Origin of the sequence: Legionella gratiana, assembly GCF_001467695.1 — a bacterium.
In the GTDB taxonomy this organism is placed as follows: domain Bacteria; phylum Pseudomonadota; class Gammaproteobacteria; order Legionellales; family Legionellaceae; genus Legionella; species Legionella gratiana.
Map to the genome: position 1 here is coordinate 308,277 of NZ_LNYE01000023.1, position 18,071 is coordinate 326,347.

The following is an 18,071-nucleotide window of genomic DNA, read 5'->3' on the forward strand; positions in this document are numbered from 1 at the left end:
TCGTGATTTATTTAGTTTTTTGTTTAAGCATAAAGTAGCTAATACCTAATACAACACCAAACACAATATGACCTACTAAAGCCGGTACATTTTGTTTTATACCTTCAATAGTCCATTTTGCAAATAAAGAAACGCCTGATGATAATGCGGGTAATATAGTCATAGGTCCACCTACCCACAAAGCGAAACCAAAAAGTACGCCAAGAACTACAGCAGAAGTCCAGGAGTTGATTAACCATCCTAATACTAGAGCAAAAGCAATCCCACTTCCTATACTTACTACCGCATGAACTAATAAGCCGCCTTCTGTATTAGGAAGATTGATGATATTGCCAAGTGTTGTAAGCATTCCTGCATGCACTAGAAAAAAAGTAAAAACAATGCCTGCAATTATTCCTGCAACGGCTCCTTGCCAAATCCAACTGATATTTCTCATGGAACACTCCTTTTAAATAAATTTCTAATACATTAATAATTTTATTGGTGATGTGTAGAGGGCTCCTCATGCAAATGCATATCGTATAAAATTGCGCCTACATCTTTGGGTACGGGTTTTAACCAAGCTGATTTTTTAAGGGCCATCATTGCTTGTTCGTATCCCATTTCAATACCTTCATGTATTGAGGTGGGTGAAAAGGCATAGTCTTTGGAAGAAAGATCGGTTGATGTATGGTGGCGATGAAACCGTACCATCAACATGGTCGATTTACATCCAAGTGCTCTTAACTTTAGTGCTTTAGGATCTTTTTTTAGTTCATCTGGAAGCATATCATAAAGAGCGGAAATTGCGTGTCGCATTTCGTGAGCTTCACTAAAGGACTTTATTACACGTTTATAATTACTCGCATAACTAATATCTTTATGCCTTAATAAGACTTGGTCAAGATTAGAAGGCAAATCTCCCTCTGGATCAAACAAATGTACCATAAAGCACAACGTGTTTTTGCGGGGTAAATCATTCAAAATAACCTCAATTGGTGTATTATTGACAATTCCACCGTCCCAATAATATATCCCATCAATTTTTACTGCTGGAAATCCAGGGGGTAAAGCACCACTTGCCATGATATGTTCGGGATGTATTTTTTGATTTTTTGTATCAAAATGAACTTCTTGTCCATTATCTACTCTTACTGCAGATAAAGTTAGACGTGTTTTGCCGCTGTTTAAACGATCGAAATCGATCAGATTCTCCAGAGTATTACGAAGTATTGATGTGTCATAAAAACTGATCTCATCAGGAACGGCCTGATGAATAAAATGAGGGGAGATCATGCGTGGCTGAAAAAATCCAGGTTGACCTAATAATAATGTTGTATGAGCATGCCATTGATTATATAACTTCTTTAGCCCTTCATCTGCTCCTAAATAGTGCCACCAACTCAGCGATTCTGGAGAACTAATTATCTGCCAAAACTCTTTTAACTTTTCCACACGATGTTCTGGTTTATTTCCAGAAACAATAGCAGCATTAATTGCGCCAATTGATATGCCACTCACCCAATCAAAATGATATCCAGCTTCTTGTAACGCTTCAAAAACACCAACTTGAAAAGCGCCTAGAGCACCTCCTCCTTGAAATAGAAAAGCTACTCTATCCCATATTGGCTTTCCTTGCATCTTCTTAGCCATATTAACCTTTCTCCTCAAATTAATACCAGTCCATATGAAAGAGATACAACAGTTCTTCCAAAAATTAATTATTTCGATTCCATAGCTACTTGGTTTGTGCTCATCTTATGTGATGTGAGTAATGAATAATATTTAGTACTAATTTTTTATTATTTCAAGCAAATGAGTCGCAATCAAAAATTAGAGGGCGCGTAAAAGCATCACTCAATTTCAGAGAGCTTGCTAAAATGCAAGCAATAAACTAGAGTGAGTTGGATCACTTTCCTATTAAGTGTTTCTTCAGAAGAAGATTAATTTGCTCCGGATTTGCTTTTCCTTTAGTTTGTTTCATTATTTGCCCAATAAAAAAGGCCAATAATTTTTCTTTTCCTGCCCTGTAATCGGCAACTTGCTCGGGATATTGTTTTATTAATTGAACAATCATATCTTCCCAAAGAACGGTATTATCTGATTCACGAAAACCTTCGCGCTCGATGATTGCTTCAATATCTTGTTCACCGGCCCATAGTAAAACAAAAATGGTTCGGGCATTGTTTAGAGAGATAATATTATCATGTAACTTATCGAGGAGATTCGCCATGATTTTTGCGGGTATACGAGGTGTATTGAAGGTTAGGTTTTCTTCATTCAAAGCCGCGGTATATTGTCCTTTTAACCAATTAATAATCATTTTTTCAGGGGCATGACTTTGTGCTTTTATTTCTTTATAAAAATAATAGGCTGATGGCGAAGAAAGAATAAAATTAATGTCTCCCTCATTTAATAAAGGAGTATTTTTTAATTCCAGATGAATTTTATCAGGGAGATCGGGTAAATTATTTTTTACTTCAGCAATGAGAGAAGGGGTGATTTGAATCGGTAATAAATCAGGATCTGGAAAATAACGGTAATCGTTTTCATTTTCTTTACTACGCATCGCATGAGTAGTATGCGTATCAGGATTATAAAGACGCGTTTCTTGAATTACTTGTTGCCCATGTTCCAATAAATCCAAATGCCGCGCTTGTTCATAGGCGATTGCTTTTTCAATAAAACGAAATGAGTTTAAGTTTTTTAATTCAGTTCGTGTCCCTAAGGCAGACGATCCCTTCGGTTTTAATGAGAGATTCACATCACAACGAAAATTACCCTCTTGCATGTTCCCATCACAAATATCCAAAAACTGAACCAATTGATGTAATTTTTTGAGATAGCTAACGGCTTCGTGGCTGGAAAATAGACAGGGGGTGGTTACAATTTCCAACAATGGTGTGCCTGCACGGTTAAGATCAATGCCACTATAACCAGAATGTACCCCATGTAATGATTTACCCGCATCTTCCTCCAAATGGGCACGTGCAATGAAAACATCTTTTTCGCTACCATTATTCAAAGTAATAGTTAATTTACCGTTACTGATAATTGGTTTTTGAAATTGACTAATCTGATATCCTTTAGGCAAGTCAGGATAAAAATAATTTTTGCGCTCAAAAACGGATTGCTCTTGAATTTCTGCTTGGATGGCTAAACCAAATCGAATCGCCATGGTCACCGCTTCTCGATTTAATACAGGTAAGACACCAGGAAATCCTGCATCGATAAAGCATGTTTGTGAGTTAGGAGTGGAGCCAAATGCGGTAGATGCGCCGGAAAATAGTTTAGATTTTGTTTTAAGCTGAATATGTACTTCGAGCCCGATGACTGTATCCCATTCCATAGTCCACCTTTATTGATTTGGACTGGCTAAATGCCAGTTGGTCTGTTGTTGATAATGATGAGCAATCTGAAGCAAATGAGATTCGCTAAAATGCTTGCCCATAAGTTGCAATCCTATAGGTAGTCCTTGAGCAAATCCTGCGGGGATGGAAATTGCAGGTAATCCGGCAAGATTAGCAGCAACAGTAAAGACATCAGCTAGGTAATTTTGAATAGGATCCTTAACCTTTTCGCCGATCTTAAAGGCGCATGTTGGAGAAGTTGGTCCCAAAATTATGTCTACTGTTTTTAAGGTAGTGACAAGTTCTTCTTGAATTAAGCGACGAATTTTTTGTGCTTGCAAATAATAAGCGTCAAAGTAACCCGAAGAAAGCACATGAGTTCCTGTAAGTATTCGTCGTTTTACTTCAATACCAAATCCCTCACTACGTGTATTACGAATGAGCTCCGTTAAGTTTGTTGCTTTATCACTGTGATAACCAAAACGCAGTCCATCATAACGCGATAAATTGGATGAAGCTTCAGCACAGGCAACTACATAGTAACAAGGTACCCATAATGGCTGTAGTTGTAAATCCAACTCCATAATTTCAGCGCCCATTCCCTCAAAAACGGTAACTGCTGTACGGATTGCTTGCTGTACCTCTTGTTCTACTTGGGGTTGAAAAAAACATGAAGGTAGGCCTATTTTGAGTTTGGCTAAGGGTCTATTGAGCGCTTCATAATAATTAGGAATTGCTGATTCAACTGAGGTTGAGTCTTTAGGATCATGCCCTACCATCGCTTGAAGTACTAATGCGAGATCTTCAGCACTTCGGGCCAAAGGTCCTGCCTGATCAAGACTGGATGCATAGGCAACCATTCCATAACGCGAAATAAGACCGTAGGTAGGTTTTATTCCACTGATTCCACACAAAGCAGCAGGTTGTCTTATTGAGCCGCCTGTATCAGAGCCTATAGCAAAAGGGATTAAACCTGCAGCTACAGCTGCAGCGGAACCTCCAGAAGAACCTCCTGGAACTCGTTCTTTATCCCATGGATTTTTAACTACTCCAAAGTAACTGTTTTCATTGGATGAACCCATGGCAAATTCATCCATATTGGTTTTGCCAAGAAGAATGGCGCCGTGTTCTAAGAGTTTATTCACCAAAGTTGCTTGATAAGGAGATTGAAAACGAGCGAGCATTTTAGAAGCACACGTGGTCGTCATTCTCTCCGTACAAAATAAATCTTTCAGTGCCATCGGAATTCCTGTAAGTACTTTTCCTTGGCCATTTTTTAATTCTTGATCGGCTTTTTGGGCTGCAAGCAGAGCGTATTCTTCATCAAGGCTAATAAATGCATTTAAATCGTTCTGTTTTTTGATTTGTGCTAGGCAATGTTTCGTTAATTCAACGCTAGAAAGTTTACCTTGATGCAAGGCATGAGAATAGTGTTTTAGAGATAAGATTTCCATAGTTATTTACTCTGTTCTATAACTTGAGGTACTAGATAAAGATCCTTTGCAAATTTGGGCGCAAGTGCTGCTAATTCAGTCACGCAAGTTTCTTCAGTAACCACATCAGGTCTTAAGCACTGGTTTAGAGCAAGAGGATGAAAAAGTGGTTCTACGCCTTGAGTATCAACAGCACGTAATTGATCTACAAAGTTCATAATGGCATTAATATCTTCGATAAGCTTAGGTGAATGTTCTATATCTGTATCGAGATAGGCTAGTTGTGAAATCTTTTCTAACTCTTTTACTGAAATGGTCATAAATTGGGTACCTTACACGTGGAAACCTTATTATATCTAGGATGTAAGAACTTACAAATATAATTGTATTTTGGGGTGAGGAGAGCTGCGTCATGTAATGGTAGGGTATATACCATTACTAAAGCAGAGGTCGGGGATTCCTCAGCGCTTTCGCAGTAATGATAGGGTTGCAGTTAATGTTACATTCAACCTCTTTTTAAATAAGGAAATTCATCGTATAACAATTGGACTACATGAGGCAGTTGTTCCTTATTTTTTACAATAAGAAGCACGGTGTCATCACCTGCAATAGTTCCTAAAATACCGGAGTTTTGTGTATTTTGAAGGGAAAAAGAGACGTATTTTCTATCAATGTAAAAGGCAAGACTATTAGCGTTTCCAGGATGAGTGTGGAGTATTATGAGTCCATAATCCGAGATTTGCATGTTCAATACTAAGGGCAAATTGGGCAAATTAAAATCGATTACTTGATAAGTGCCACCAATTTTCGCTATTTTTAGTTTTTTGAGTCGACGAGATAATGTTGCCTGGGGGATCGTGTAGCCTCGCTTTTTTAATGCGTTTTGTAAATCAATTTGTTCTTCAATTTGTTCTGTCTGCACAATACTTAATATATGTCCATCCAGAGCTGGATCTTGGCTCATTGATTTCTCCCTTTTATTGGATATTTTGAATGCATAGTCACTTTTAAGAAATTATATTCACAATTTCTTGACAAAGCAAGTTGTCACTGTTAAATTTAAAAAACGCATAAAAACTGGATTTAAATTCAAATGAAGACACCGTTTTTTATTGTTTTATCAGGCTTGGCTTTTTTCATTTCTCTTTGCTATGCTAGTATTTCTGATGAAGACACACAGTCAATTCACTTTGCCGTAGCTGCTGAATATCCACCATTTGAATATAATGATTATGGGGAAATTAAAGGATTTGATATTGATCTGGCACGTTTAATTGCAAAAAAACTGGGCAAAGAAGTCTATTTTGATACCATGCAATTCAGCGGTATTTTACCCGCATTAAGCATGGGACAGGTTGATGCAGCGATTTCTACAATTACCATTACAGAACAGCGAAAAAAGAATTTTGATTTTACTGAACCCTATTATTTTGAAAGCATGGCAGCTGTATTCCCAAAAGAAAAACCAATTAAGAATGCAAAAGAATTAACTGATAAAAAAATAGCAGTCCAATTGGGAACTACTATGGAAATTTGGTTAAAAAAGAATGCACCCAATGCCAATATATTGGTGATGGATAATAACAATCAAACTATAGCCGCCTTGAAAGCGGGACATGTAGATTTAGTCTTGGTAGATGGAATACAAGGAGCTGTTTATAGCCAAAAAAATCCCGGATTGTCTTTTGCAGTGATTGCTCAATCAGCAGATGGCTATGGGTTAGCACTGAAAAAAGGTTCTCCTTTAACTCAGAAGATAAACCAAGCCTTACACGAGCTCGAGCAAAACGGTGAATTAGCCAAATTGAAGAAGAAATGGTTGGAGGGTACACAATGGCCGAGTTAAATCAAGATATTCTCTATATTGGCGAAGGGATTCTCGTGACTTTAACGCTACTATTCGGTGGTTTGTTGATAGGAACTGTATTGGGTACTTTACTGGCATTATTACGCTATCAAGGAATAATGAAACCGCTTATTAATGGATTTATTTCGATTATGCGAGGAACTCCAGTAATCTTACAGCTGAGTTTTATTTATTTTGCAGTACCCGCATTAATTGGGATTAAAGCAAATATTATGGTAGCGGGTCTAATCACGTTTGGGTTGAACAGTTCCGCGTACATAGCAGAAATTTTGCGAGCAGGAATCGATCATTTGCCAAAAGGTCAGTTTGAAGCTGCAAAAACACTGCATATTCCAAATTTTTATTTATGGAAAGATATTGTTTTACCCCAAGTAATTAAAAATGTGTTACCTGCTTTTATTAATGAAATGATTGCTCTACTCAAAGAAACAGCGTTAATCGCAACTATTGGTGGTATGGATTTGATGCGTAGAGCTCAATCTGTTGCCGCTGAACAATTTACCTATTTTATACCTCTTTGTATTGCTGGTTGTTATTACTATGCCTTGGTTCTTTTAATCGAAGCATTGGGTAAAAAAATGGAACACAGGGGGCTTTATGTTAACCATTAATAAGGCGTGTAAGTACTTCGGTGCATTACCCGTATTAAACAATTTGGATCTTCATGTGAAAGCTCATACTGTACTTGGTTTGGCTGGGCCATCAGGAAGTGGAAAATCCACCTTATTACGTTGCATACAACAGTTAGAAACTTTAGATTCAGGGTCAATTGAAGTGGTAGGGAAAAGTGGTTTTATGTTCCAAGATTTTCAACTTTTTCCTCATATGACGGTGATGCAAAATTTAGTTTATGCACCACAATTACATCACAAAAATGTAAATCATGAGGAACAAGCACATGCTTTTTTAAAGAGTTTAGGAATGAGTGATAAGGCATATGTTTACCCACAACAATTATCTGGAGGACAAAAACAACGTGTTGCCTTAGCGCGAAGTTTGATGATGCAGCCTCATTTGTTACTGTGTGATGAACCTACATCAGGCCTTGATTTGGCAACGATTGATGAAGTGATTAGTCTATTAAATTCAGTAAAGTCCTTAGGTGTTACGATGATTATTGCCTCGCATGATCTTGATTTTCTGAGCAAGATGGCTGATCGATTAATTATTCTTAAAGACGGCCAATTAGTCGCAGATGTGGTACCCAAAGAATTAGCGGAACCCATAGCATATTTAAAACAATATTATCAGGAGTAAATGATGACTGAATCCATAAAAAAAATTGTTCTTGCCTATTCAGGTGGCCTTGATACTTCAGTGATGATTCCCTGGCTTAAAGAGCATTATCAACAAGCAGAAATTATCGCTATGGTTTGTGATTTAGGACAAAATGAAGATTTATCGGCAATTAAGGAAAAGGCAATTAAAAGTGGTGCTACAAAAGCTTATGTAATGAATGTTCAAGAGGAGTTTGTGAGTAATTATCTGTGGCGTTTAGTAAAATCAGGAGCACTTTATGAAAATCAATATGTTTTAGGTACTATTTCCCGGCCTTTAATCGCGCAAAAATTAGTTGAAATTGCCTTACAAGAAAATGCGGATGCAATCGCTCATGGTGCAACTGGAAAGGGTAATGATCAGGTGCGATTTGAATATACGATAAAAGCTTTGGCACCAGAACTTAAAATTATTGCTCCATGGCGAATTTGGAAGATAAAGTCCAGGCAAGAAGCAATAGAATATGCTCAATTACATGGAATAGAAGTGCCGGTAACTCCTAAATCTCCTTATTCACGCGATCATAATCTTTGGTATATTTCGCACGAAGGTGGGGTGTTGGAGGATCCAGGACAGCCCAAACCGAATGATTTGTTGTTAATGACCGCAGCTTTAGAACATACACCCAATCATTCAGAGCTTGTAAGTATTGATTTTGAACAAGGTGTACCTATTGCGCTGAATTCTAAAGAAAAATCTCCAGTTGGATTGTTGAAAGAATTAAATGAAATTGCAGGAGTACATGGAATAGGTGTGGCTGATATTGTAGAAAATCGATTAGTTGGAATGAAAATCAGAGGAGTGTATGAAGCGCCTGCGGCAGCAGTGCTTTATAAAGCACATCAAATGTTAGAAAGTTTATGTTTAGATAGGGCAACATTGCATTTAAAGCAATCGTTACAACAAACTTATGCTAATCTTGTTTACGAAGGACGCTGGTTTTCCCACGCTAAAAAAGCATTGGATGCACTCATTGATGTGACTCAGCAGCATCTTACTGGCACGGTGACTTTACAGTTATTTAAAGGAAATATAATTCCTGAAAGTATGCATTCACCTTATAGTCTTCATGATCCTGCTTTGGCAACTTTTGAAGAAGACAGTGTGTATAATCAACAGGATGCCGAAGGGTTTATTAATTTATTTTCTCTGTCAGCACAAGTTTATGGCAAGGTACATCAAAGCAAGGAGAAACATAATGAGTCATAAAACTTGGGGAGGGCGATTTAAGAAAGCACTGGATCCCAGAGTGATGCATTTTAATGCTTCATTGCCTTTTGATAAGATACTTTTTAAGCATGATATATTGGGAAGTCAAGTACATGCAAAAATGCTTGCTCGCCAAGGACTTATTACTCAGAGTGAAGCGGAATGTATCTATAATGCTTTGACAGAAATAAGTCATGAGCTCGAAAACAAAACTCATGCGTTTGATGAGTCCTGTGAAGACATTCATATGCTCATTGAACAATTATTGATTGCGAAAATTGGTGAAGTAGGTAAAAAACTACATACAGGTCGTAGTCGTAATGATCAAGTTGCTTTGGATTTAAGGTTATATTCTCGCGATGTAGGGTTGCACATCAGCCAGCTTTTAAATCATTTGTTGCATGTTTTAGAAGAACTCGCAACACTCCATGCTGAAGATAAAATGCCTGGTTATACCCATTTACAGCAAGCTCAACCTATTTATCTGGGCCAATTTTTTGCAGCTTATAGTGCCATGTTTCATCGAGATTTAGAACGTCTGCATGATTGGCAAGAGCGAATGAATTATTCCCCTTTAGGAGCAGGGGCTTTGGCAGGAAGCGCCTTACCACTCGATAGAGTATGGGTGGCACAGACTTTGGAGTTTAAAGGAGTTATTGAAAATACATTAGATGCTGTAAGTGATAGAGATTTTATTATTGAGTTTTGTTCTGTTGCCGCAATCATTATGATGCATTTATCACGTTTGTCTGAAGATTTAATTCTTTGGTCTACCCAGGAGTTTGGTTTTATCACTCTTGATGATGCATTTGCTACAGGTTCTTCTTTGATGCCGAATAAGAAAAATCCTGATGTTTTAGAACTCATTAGGGGGAAAAGCGGTCGTGTTTATGGACATCTAATGGGTATTTTAACTGTAATGAAAAGCTTGCCACTTGCTTATAATAAAGACATGCAGGAAGACAAGGAGTGTTTGTTTGATACAGTAAATACATTGAGTTCCTGTTTGGAAATTATAACTCCTTTTTTACAAAGCGTGCAATTTAATACAAATGTGATGCAACAAAAGGCCAATAGCGGTTATTTAGAGGCTACTGCACTCTTAGAATCATTGGTATTGCAAGGAGTACCATTTAGAGATGCGCACCATCAGGTTGGAGTATGGGTTAAAGAAGCAATCGATAAAAACTGTTCTTTGAGTGAACTTATTAAAGAGCGCTTTTAGAGAATAAAAAATAAAATAGTGCGTGTGGAATATAATGTCACAATAGGGCAATGATATGGACTCTCCTTTTCTTGTTTAGTTTCTGACGAAACCATTTTGGCTCATTTAGTAGCCGTTTAAAAGGGAGGATGAGTCCATATCATTGCCCTAATTTCAAATGAAAAGATGTTCGAAATGAAAACAGGGTACATCATAAAGCAGAAATTGCTTTATCATCGAGATTCTTGCAGAACAACTATTTTAAAGTACAATGATAAGTCACCCTAGTCATTTTTGAGTTTTTATTCATGTTGCAGCAATACAAAACCCAAGGTGGTGTTGAGATCGAGTGTGCTCAACAGAGTTTAGATTACCACCAAGGTATAGGAAATCTTCTTGAACATTTAGACACACAACGAGGCGCTTTATTTGCATCGAGTTTTGAATATCCAGGACGTTATACGTGTTGGGATATAGGTTTTTATAATCCGCCCCTAGCATTCGTATGTCGAAAAAACTTTGTGCAAATCGATGCGTTGAATCATCGAGGACATGTATTGTTGGCTTTTATTGTTCCTTTGTTGGAACAAGAAAACTCTTTAGAAATAGTGACGCACCATCACTCTATGGTTCAAGTTAAAATTAAAGCTTCTGAGCGGGTATTTTGTGAGGAAGAACGCAGTCATCAACCCTCTGTTTTTACGGTTATTCGTTTGCTATTAGCTTTTTTTAAAATAGAAAATGAATCTTATCTAGGATTATATGGAGCCTTTGGTTTTGATTTAATTTTTCAATTTGAGGATTTGCAAAAGCATAAAGAACGAGATTTATCTCAAAGGGATATGGTTCTTTATTTTCCTGATGAAATTTTTGTAGTAAATCATCAAAAAGAAGAGGCTTTTGTTCGCCGTTATGAGTTTCAATTTCACGATCAATCCACTAAGTCTTTAGCTAGGGAAGGTATTTCTGTACCGTATGAGGCTTTTCACAAACCTGAAAAAACGTGTGACCATGTGCCTGGGGAATATGCAAAAATTGTCGATATCGCTAAAGATCGTTTTGCTTGTGGTGATTTATTTGAAGTAGTACCAAGTCAAACCTTTTATACCCACTATACAGAGTTGCCTTCTACTTTATTCAGGCAAATGAAGCGATTAAATCCGTCTCCTTATGGTTTTTTTATTAACTTAGGTGAAGGAGAGTATTTGGTTGGTGCTTCGCCCGAAATGTATGTACGTGTACAAGGAAGAAGAGTAGAAACATGCCCAATTTCTGGAACGATTAAGCGCGGTGCTGATGCGATTGAAGATGCTCAGAATATCCAAGCGTTACTCGACTCAAAAAAAGAAGAGTCCGAATTAACAATGTGTACTGATGTAGATAGGAATGATAAGTCACGAATTTGTGAGGCAGGTTCAGTAAAAGTCATTGGACGAAGACAAATTGAAATGTATTCTCGGCTTATTCATACTGTAGATCATGTGGAAGGGATTTTAAGAGAAAATTTCGATGCTGTTGACGCCTTTTTAACCCATATGTGGGTGGTAACGGTTACAGGAGCACCTAAAATTTGGGCTCTTAATTTTATTGAGGAGCATGAAAAATCGCCACGCAAATGGTATGCGGGTGCTGTGGGGTGGTTTGGTTTTGATGGCAACTTAAATACAGGTTTGGTATTACGAACCGTTCGTCTTGAAAAAGGAATTGCGGAAATTCGTGTGGGAGCTACCTTGCTTTATGATTCAGTTCCTGAATCCGAGGAGCAAGAAACGCGTCTGAAAGCATCCGCTTTTTTAGACATATTGCAAAAAAAAGAAAGCAGTTTGCAACTTAAACCTTCGTTACATCTAACAGGAAAAGGTAAACGTGTTTTGTTGATTGATCATCAAGATTCTTTTGTTCATACCTTGGCAAATTACTTACGTCAAACAGGAGCTGAAGTAGATACTATTAGGTTTGATAAGGCATTACACTATTTACAAGAGCAAAAATATGATCTTGTAGTTTTATCTCCTGGCCCAGGTAAACCTAGTGATTTCCAAGTTTCAGAAACAATAGCCGCAGTTATTTCTCGCAGTATTCCTTTATTTGGTGTTTGTTTAGGCTTACAAGGTATTGTTGAGCATTTTGGTGGTGTTTTAGATGTCCTTGATTATCCCATGCATGGTAAACCTTCAATGATTAAGGTGACCCATCCAACTCGTTTATTTTCTGGTTTAGGCGAGAATTTCAAAGCAGGTAGATATCACTCGCTTTATGCGCGTTTAAAAACCATGCCTAAAGAGTTGATTGTTACGGCAGTGAGTGATGATGGGATTGTGATGGCTGTTTCTCATCAGCGTTTGCCGATTCATGCAGTGCAATTTCATCCTGAAACAATATTGTCTTTAGTGAATCAAGCAGGAATAAAAATTATTACAAATTTGATGGAGATGATTTAGACAATGCGCCATAAAATATTGGTACTCTATATTGTATCGGTTGTATTGGGTATTGTAGTTGGTTTAGTAGGATCAACCTTTCGTTTGTCTATTGATGTACTGGGTACCTTATTAGATAACTTTTATCATTTTTTAAGTATCAATGGATGGCCATCAGGATTTATTTCTGGATTAGTCTCAATGACCATGGTTTATTCTGCTTATCTTGCAGTGAAGCATTTTGCCCCAGAGGCCTCAGGAAGTGGCGTTCCCGAAATAGAAGGAGCCTTACTCCACGTAAGACCTATATTTTGGCGGCGTTTATTACCCGTAAAATTTTTTTTTGGTATTTTAGCGCTTGGGGCAAAAATGATTTTAGGTCGAGAGGGACCTACTATTCATATTGGTGGTAATTTAGGGGAAATGCTTGGCAGTTTATTTAATTTAGCACGACGCAGAAAAGATAGTTTGATTGCCGCAGGAGCTGCTGCCGGTTTAGCTGTTGCATTTAATGCTCCGTTAGCAGGAGTGATTTTTGTCATGGAAGAAATGCGTAACCAATTTAACTATTCCTTTACAAGCTTCAGTATGGTGGTTATTTGTTGTATTACAGCCACGGTAATTTTGGAGTTTATGATTGGACCTCAGCCGACTATTCCAATGAGTGTTTTCGAATTTCCACAACTTGATGCCTTATGGTTATTTGCTTTATTTGGTATTGTGGTTGGTTTTGTAGGACTTTTATTTAATCTTGCTTTAATGAAAACTCTCGAACTTTTGGATAATTTAACCCCGAGACAGAAGTCGTGTTATGTTTTAATTGTAGGTTTTATAGTAGGTTTTCTGGCAATACATCATCCTGCATCTGTGGGGGGTGGAATGGAAATTATTCACCAGGCAATAACATTATCACCAAGTTTTAGTCTTTTATGTTTTTTATTAATAGTCCGATTTATAGGCATGATGGCTTGTTACGGAACTGCTGTGCCAGGAGGAATTTTTGCTCCGATCCTTTCTATAGGCACACTTCTGGGCTTGGCGATGTTTCGTATATTGGAGTTCCTACACATTGATTTTTTAACACAACCAGGCATGTTTGCTATCGCAGGAATGGCTGCACTTTTTGCTGCGTCGACTCGATCTCCTATTACTGGGGCAGTATTAGTGGTTGAAATGACTCATAATTATTATCTCATATTTCCAGTGATGATGGCTTGTATTACCGCAACCATTGTGATGCAGCTTGCTCCAAATGGACCTATTTATGAGCAGCTATTGCATCGGACGCTTACTCCTACAAGTAAAAAACAGAAATAGCATTTGTCGATGTATTCCATTCTAACCCAAGCTCATTGATCAACGATGCAAGCTCAGATACGCTGTGCGGCTCTGACCAAAAATGCAAAGGATTTCTTTTCATTGCACAAACATCATGAATATGATCACAATATCGGTTTATATCAATATGCTGAGGATCTTCTCTGATAATTTTATTTTGTATCTCAACTAACAGATTTACCTTCCATTCATGATTTCTAATTGTTTTGCGTCCATTTTGTTGCGTTAACATATTATATTTAAGCGTATCTATTATGATTAATAATTTTTCTTTATTTGATAAAGTAGGCACATTTTGACTTACTTCCGCTGTATCAGTTTCTTCCTGTTCCTTTTTCTCTTCACGCTCGATTTGTGCTTCATCATGTTTTTTTATTATCCCCTCATCCGTAATCGTCCCCTCATCCATTTGGCTGCTTAATTCTCTTGTTAAGGAGTCCACAGAGCGCTCAAATATATCAAAAGTCTTCCCCCATGGAACTCGTGTTTCAGTGGGGATAACTTTAGTTAACATATCTGTAACGGCACTATTAAATGCATTCTTCGGCAATAAAGTAGGCACTTCATTGTTGATTAGGTCAAAAACTTCCTCAGCCTCATTTTTATCTAATGCTTTCAGCGTAATAAATATCCAAGGAGTTTTTTCCCAGGAGGGTAAATGGTATTTTTTTTCTAAAGCATGAACTAATTTATTATGTATATTAGGATTGCTTAAACGAAAAAAAATAGAGATAGTGGGTTTAGGTTTATAATAATGGATGGAAATCTCATTATATGAGCATTCATGGCTCGGATGGAAAGCTATTCGATACTTTAAAGCCGCAGAATTACCTAAATTAGACTGGTTACTTCTTCGCCACATTTATCCCCCTAAATTATGCTTATTGCTGAGATCATTAAGCACAATTAAAACAGATGCACTTAATTTTTAGCTCGTTTTTTATGTACTATTTAATCAATATTTAGTCAGTAAGTAAAATAAATTATATCGATATATGATATGAAATAATTTGATAATTATTTGCTTTTAAGGGTTTCTACTCGTTCATTTTTACAAAAATAAACAGAAGTCATTTTTCTTGTTAATTGATAAAACCAAAGTTTATGCTATTACCTCGGTTTATCACTGGAGTATCTATCGTAGAAGTTTGAATGAAGGCTATTCGGTTAAACTACTAGGTTTAATCGATAAGAACGACTATTTTGCCAAAATGAGCACTTGATTGCATATATCGATGTGCTTCCTCAATGTGCTCGAGATTAAACGTAGAATCAATAATTGGGGTTAATTGTTTTATTTTGAGAGAAGTAATCCACATTTTATGGGCATCACTCCATAATTTGGCCTTTTCTTCAATACTTTGAGCACGAAGCACAAAACCAATAATTTCCAGTCTCTTACGCATAATCAGGGCAAGATTACATTCGACAGCACTGCCTTTGAGACAAGCAATCTGAATTAATTTACCTTTAGGTTTGAGTAGATGCAGATGCTTATTAAAATATTCGCCGCCAATAAAATCAATGACTAAATCAATACTGTGATCCTCAATTAAATCTTCGAAATCTTGTTTATTGTAGTTAATGACCTGATTTGCACCTAGTTTGACCGCTTTTTCTACTTTATCATCTGTGCCCACAGTAGTGATTACATTTCCATGGACAAGTTTAGCCATTTGAATTGTGAATGAGGCGATGCCACTTCCTGCTCCATGAATAAGTAAGTTTTGTCCCGATTGAAAATTACCGAGATCAAATAAAGTAGCATAAGCAGTTGTGAGCGCTTCAGGAAGTGCAGCTGCAAGTGTATAATCCCAATTCTCAGGAAGGTGGTGTGCAAGTGATGCTTCAACAGGACAAAATTCAGCATACGCTCCGCTACCTACTAAACCGTAGATTTTATCACCTGGTCTGAAATGACTCACTTTTGCGCCTACCTCGATTACATCTCCGGCTATTTCTAAGCCAGGAATTTCAGACTCTCCAGGAGGAGGGGGGTATTTTCCATACCGTTGCATAATATCGGCTCGATTTAGAGCAGTTGCTTTAACTCGCACTAGAATTTGTGAATCACTGTATTCAGGTGTGGCACCATTTTCAATGAATAAACGACTATGCGGCCCAGGATTTTCTATATGTACGTAGCGCATATGTTCCTTTTTATCGTAGTTATCAATTAGCGTCCATTTATTTTCTTAGCTGGCTAGCGAAATGTAAACAACCCCTACTTTACTTCAATAACCATCCCTATATAATGCTTATACATACCCCTTTATTTGTTGGGCAATGGCTAAATTCAATCATCAACGTCTTTATGCTTGGCTTTTTATAATTCCTCAACTTATTGTAACCTGGATGTTTTTTATTTGGCCTGCATGCAATGCATTATTGCACTCTTTTTTTTATACAGATGCTTTTGGCCTACATAAACGATTTGCTGGGTTTGCCAATTTTTTAGATCTTTTTCGAGATCCAAGTTACAGCAAGGCAATAGGAGTTACTTTTAGCATTGCTTTTAGTGTCACTTTTCTCACTATGAGTTTAGGACTTTTCATTGCCATATTAGTGAATAATCGAGGTAAGACGCAAGGGGTTTATAAATCTTTGTTAATCTGGCCTTATGCTGTGGCACCTGCAGTAGCTGCAATTTTATGGCGTTTTTTATGTCATCCAACTTTGGGTTGGTTGACTCATTTTTTGCAGTCAATAGGAATACATTTTGATTACGTCAATAATGTAAACCAATCGCTTTTAGTCGTTATAATTACTGCCAGTTGGCAGCAATTTAGTTATAATTTTTTATTTTATTTTGCAGCCATCAAAGCGATACCGTCCTCATTAGTGGATGCTGCAATTATTGATGGTGCTTCTAGATGGCAACGTTTTTGGCAGATTATTTTTCCACTTTTATCACCAACAACATTTTTTTTGCTCATTATGAACTTAATGTATGGTTTTTTTGAGACCTTTGGCATTATTCAAGTAATGACGCATGGTGGCCCTGGTAATAGTACGACTAATTTAATTTATAAAGTATATCAAGATGGATTTGAGGGAATGGATTTAGGAAGTTCATCGGCACAATCAGTACTACTGATGATTATTGTAATCATTATTTCTTTACTGCAATTCAAATACCTTGAAAAGAAGGTTCATTACGCATGAAACGCTATTTCACACGTGTTTTATCTCATGGATTTTTGTGTATTTTTGTTCTTTTAATGTTATTGCCCGTATATTTGGCACTTGTAGCTGCCAGTAATGATGGCAGCATTATGATGCAATCTCATATTCCTATGATTCCCGGGTCTTTATTATTTAAAAATATAAAATCTGTAATGACAGAAGGTCTATCAGTTACAGGGGGAGAACCCATTACTTTTATGTTGCTTAATAGCTTATTTATGGCTTTAGCAATTGCTTTTGGCAAAATTATTTTTGCCTTAGGATCTGCGTTTGCTTTGGTTTACTTTGATTTTCGCTTTAAAAAGCTGTGTTTTGCATTGATCTTCACGACTATGATGTTACCTATTGAGGTCAGGATTGTCCCAACATTCCAGGTGGTTGCTTCTTTTGGATTATTAAATTCGTTTACAGGATTAACTTTGCCTTTATTTGTTTCTGCAACAGGTACTTTTTTATTTCGTCAATTTTTTAAAACCATCCCTGCTGAACTTGTTGATGCAGCGAAATTGGATGGAGCGGGGGCGATACGTTTCTTTTTTGATGTGGTTTTACCTTTATCTAAAACACAGATTGCATCACTGTTTGTGATTTTATTTGTGTATGGCTGGAATCAATATCTTTGGCCATTAGTGATTACTACAGAAACAAAAATGGCTACTGTAGTGATGGGTATTCGTTATCTTGCGGGTGTAGCTGACCAAATTCCTCAATGGCATTATATTATGACTATCGCGTTAATTGCTTTAATTCCACCCTGTTTGGTTGTGATGTTGATGCAGCGCTGGTTTGAAAAAGGGTTAAAATAAA

Annotated in this window: 17 protein-coding genes; 9 read left to right on the forward strand and 8 right to left on the reverse strand. The window is 37.1% G+C overall.

Annotated features, from left to right (window positions below; all coding sequences use genetic code 11):
• Positions 1–7 precede the first annotated feature (7 nt).
• The 6 genes from Lgra_RS12210 to Lgra_RS12235 all read right to left on the reverse strand — a co-directional run bounded on the left by Lgra_RS12210 (position 8) and on the right by Lgra_RS12235 (position 5,726).
• Positions 8–436, reverse strand: coding sequence for a hypothetical protein (locus tag Lgra_RS12210; RefSeq protein WP_058499546.1), 429 nt, complete (start codon positions 434–436; stop codon positions 8–10).
• A gap of 41 nt (positions 437–477) precedes the next feature.
• Positions 478–1,632 carry a patatin-like phospholipase family protein gene (locus Lgra_RS12215; protein WP_058499547.1) on the reverse strand — a complete coding sequence of 385 codons (1,155 nt, stop codon included), beginning with the start codon at positions 1,630–1,632 and terminating at the stop codon, positions 478–480.
• A 256-nt stretch (positions 1,633–1,888) separates the two neighbouring features.
• Positions 1,889–3,328, reverse strand: coding sequence for an Asp-tRNA(Asn)/Glu-tRNA(Gln) amidotransferase subunit GatB (gene gatB, locus Lgra_RS12220; protein ID WP_058499548.1), 1,440 nt, complete (start codon positions 3,326–3,328; stop codon positions 1,889–1,891).
• 9 nt (positions 3,329–3,337) lie between these two features.
• Positions 3,338–4,783, reverse strand: coding sequence for an Asp-tRNA(Asn)/Glu-tRNA(Gln) amidotransferase subunit GatA (gene gatA / locus Lgra_RS12225; RefSeq protein WP_058499549.1), 1,446 nt, complete (start codon positions 4,781–4,783; stop codon positions 3,338–3,340).
• Positions 4,784–4,785: 2 nt separating this feature from the next.
• Positions 4,786–5,082: an Asp-tRNA(Asn)/Glu-tRNA(Gln) amidotransferase subunit GatC gene (gene gatC, locus Lgra_RS12230; protein ID WP_058499550.1), complete on the reverse strand. Its 297-nt coding sequence runs from the start codon at positions 5,080–5,082 to the stop codon at positions 4,786–4,788.
• A 185-nt stretch (positions 5,083–5,267) separates the two neighbouring features.
• A complete protein-coding gene (locus Lgra_RS12235) occupies positions 5,268–5,726 on the reverse strand; it encodes an arginine repressor (protein WP_058499551.1) in 459 nt (152 codons plus the stop codon).
• A 129-nt stretch (positions 5,727–5,855) separates the two neighbouring features.
• Between Lgra_RS12235 and Lgra_RS12240 the strand changes: the two genes are divergently transcribed.
• The 7 genes from Lgra_RS12240 (at position 5,856) to clcA (ending at position 14,057) form a co-directional block, all read left to right on the forward strand.
• Entirely contained in the window at positions 5,856–6,608 is a 753-nt protein-coding gene (locus Lgra_RS12240) for a substrate-binding periplasmic protein (RefSeq protein WP_058499552.1), read from the forward strand.
• Entirely contained in the window at positions 6,596–7,240 is a 645-nt protein-coding gene (locus tag Lgra_RS12245) for an amino acid ABC transporter permease (RefSeq protein WP_058499553.1), read from the forward strand. Before Lgra_RS12240 ends, Lgra_RS12245 begins: the two co-directional genes overlap by 13 nt.
• Positions 7,227–7,886 carry an amino acid ABC transporter ATP-binding protein gene (locus Lgra_RS12250; RefSeq protein WP_058499554.1) on the forward strand — a complete coding sequence of 220 codons (660 nt, stop codon included), beginning with the start codon at positions 7,227–7,229 and terminating at the stop codon, positions 7,884–7,886. The genes Lgra_RS12245 and Lgra_RS12250 overlap by 14 nt, the downstream gene beginning before the upstream one ends.
• 3 nt (positions 7,887–7,889) lie before the next feature.
• On the forward strand, positions 7,890–9,116 hold the full coding sequence (locus Lgra_RS12255) for an argininosuccinate synthase (RefSeq protein ID WP_058499555.1): 1,227 nt from the start codon (positions 7,890–7,892) through the stop codon (positions 9,114–9,116).
• On the forward strand, positions 9,106–10,341 hold the full coding sequence (argH, locus tag Lgra_RS12260) for an argininosuccinate lyase (RefSeq protein WP_058499556.1): 1,236 nt from the start codon (positions 9,106–9,108) through the stop codon (positions 10,339–10,341). The genes Lgra_RS12255 and argH overlap by 11 nt, the downstream gene beginning before the upstream one ends.
• 287 nt (positions 10,342–10,628) lie before the next feature.
• Positions 10,629–12,761 (forward strand): anthranilate synthase component I, encoded by a 2,133-nt coding sequence (locus tag Lgra_RS12265; RefSeq protein ID WP_058499557.1) that lies wholly within the window; start codon positions 10,629–10,631, stop codon positions 12,759–12,761.
• 3 nt (positions 12,762–12,764) lie between these two features.
• Complete coding sequence (clcA, locus tag Lgra_RS12270) at positions 12,765–14,057, forward strand: H(+)/Cl(-) exchange transporter ClcA (RefSeq protein WP_058499558.1); 1,293 nt, start codon at positions 12,765–12,767, stop codon at positions 14,055–14,057.
• Here clcA and Lgra_RS12275 read toward each other — a convergent pair.
• Positions 14,035–14,940, reverse strand: a complete 906-nt coding sequence (locus Lgra_RS12275) for a hypothetical protein (protein WP_058499559.1) — start codon at positions 14,938–14,940, stop codon at positions 14,035–14,037. The two genes, clcA and Lgra_RS12275, sit on opposite strands and share 23 nt — an antisense overlap.
• Before the next feature lie 319 nt (positions 14,941–15,259).
• Positions 15,260–16,228, reverse strand: a complete 969-nt coding sequence (locus tag Lgra_RS12280; RefSeq protein ID WP_058499560.1) for an NAD(P)H-quinone oxidoreductase — start codon at positions 16,226–16,228, stop codon at positions 15,260–15,262.
• A 136-nt stretch (positions 16,229–16,364) separates the two neighbouring features.
• Here Lgra_RS12280 and Lgra_RS12285 point away from each other — a divergent pair, with 136 nt between their 5' ends.
• Together Lgra_RS12285 and ugpE are read left to right on the forward strand one after the other, a co-directional pair.
• Complete coding sequence (locus tag Lgra_RS12285; protein WP_058499561.1) at positions 16,365–17,243, forward strand: ABC transporter permease subunit; 879 nt, start codon at positions 16,365–16,367, stop codon at positions 17,241–17,243.
• A complete protein-coding gene (ugpE, locus tag Lgra_RS12290) occupies positions 17,240–18,070 on the forward strand; it encodes a sn-glycerol-3-phosphate ABC transporter permease UgpE (protein WP_058499562.1) in 831 nt (276 codons plus the stop codon). The genes Lgra_RS12285 and ugpE overlap by 4 nt, the downstream gene beginning before the upstream one ends.
• Position 18,071 lies beyond the last annotated feature (1 nt).

What these genes read in the sequence shown, in the direction of transcription:
- Lgra_RS12210 (WP_058499546.1), bottom strand. Translation starts at nt 436, where the DNA reads ATGAGAAATATCAGTTGGATTTGGCAAGGAGCCGTTGCAGGAATAATT.
- Lgra_RS12215 (WP_058499547.1), bottom strand. Translation starts at nt 1,632, where the DNA reads ATGGCTAAGAAGATGCAAGGAAAGCCAATATGGGATAGAGTAGCTTTT.
- gatB (WP_058499548.1), bottom strand. Translation starts at nt 3,328, where the DNA reads ATGGAATGGGATACAGTCATCGGGCTCGAAGTACATATTCAGCTTAAA.
- gatA (WP_058499549.1), bottom strand. Translation starts at nt 4,783, where the DNA reads ATGGAAATCTTATCTCTAAAACACTATTCTCATGCCTTGCATCAAGGT.
- gatC (WP_058499550.1), bottom strand. Translation starts at nt 5,082, where the DNA reads ATGACCATTTCAGTAAAAGAGTTAGAAAAGATTTCACAACTAGCCTAT.
- Lgra_RS12235 (WP_058499551.1), bottom strand. Translation starts at nt 5,726, where the DNA reads ATGAGCCAAGATCCAGCTCTGGATGGACATATATTAAGTATTGTGCAG.
- Lgra_RS12240 (WP_058499552.1), top strand. Translation starts at nt 5,856, where the DNA reads ATGAAGACACCGTTTTTTATTGTTTTATCAGGCTTGGCTTTTTTCATT.
- Lgra_RS12245 (WP_058499553.1), top strand. Translation starts at nt 6,596, where the DNA reads ATGGCCGAGTTAAATCAAGATATTCTCTATATTGGCGAAGGGATTCTC.
- Lgra_RS12250 (WP_058499554.1), top strand. Translation starts at nt 7,227, where the DNA reads ATGTTAACCATTAATAAGGCGTGTAAGTACTTCGGTGCATTACCCGTA.
- Lgra_RS12255 (WP_058499555.1), top strand. Translation starts at nt 7,890, where the DNA reads ATGACTGAATCCATAAAAAAAATTGTTCTTGCCTATTCAGGTGGCCTT.
- argH (WP_058499556.1), top strand. Translation starts at nt 9,106, where the DNA reads ATGAGTCATAAAACTTGGGGAGGGCGATTTAAGAAAGCACTGGATCCC.
- Lgra_RS12265 (WP_058499557.1), top strand. Translation starts at nt 10,629, where the DNA reads ATGTTGCAGCAATACAAAACCCAAGGTGGTGTTGAGATCGAGTGTGCT.
- clcA (WP_058499558.1), top strand. Translation starts at nt 12,765, where the DNA reads ATGCGCCATAAAATATTGGTACTCTATATTGTATCGGTTGTATTGGGT.
- Lgra_RS12275 (WP_058499559.1), bottom strand. Translation starts at nt 14,940, where the DNA reads ATGTGGCGAAGAAGTAACCAGTCTAATTTAGGTAATTCTGCGGCTTTA.
- Lgra_RS12280 (WP_058499560.1), bottom strand. Translation starts at nt 16,228, where the DNA reads ATGCGCTACGTACATATAGAAAATCCTGGGCCGCATAGTCGTTTATTC.
- Lgra_RS12285 (WP_058499561.1), top strand. Translation starts at nt 16,365, where the DNA reads ATGGCTAAATTCAATCATCAACGTCTTTATGCTTGGCTTTTTATAATT.
- ugpE (WP_058499562.1), top strand. Translation starts at nt 17,240, where the DNA reads ATGAAACGCTATTTCACACGTGTTTTATCTCATGGATTTTTGTGTATT.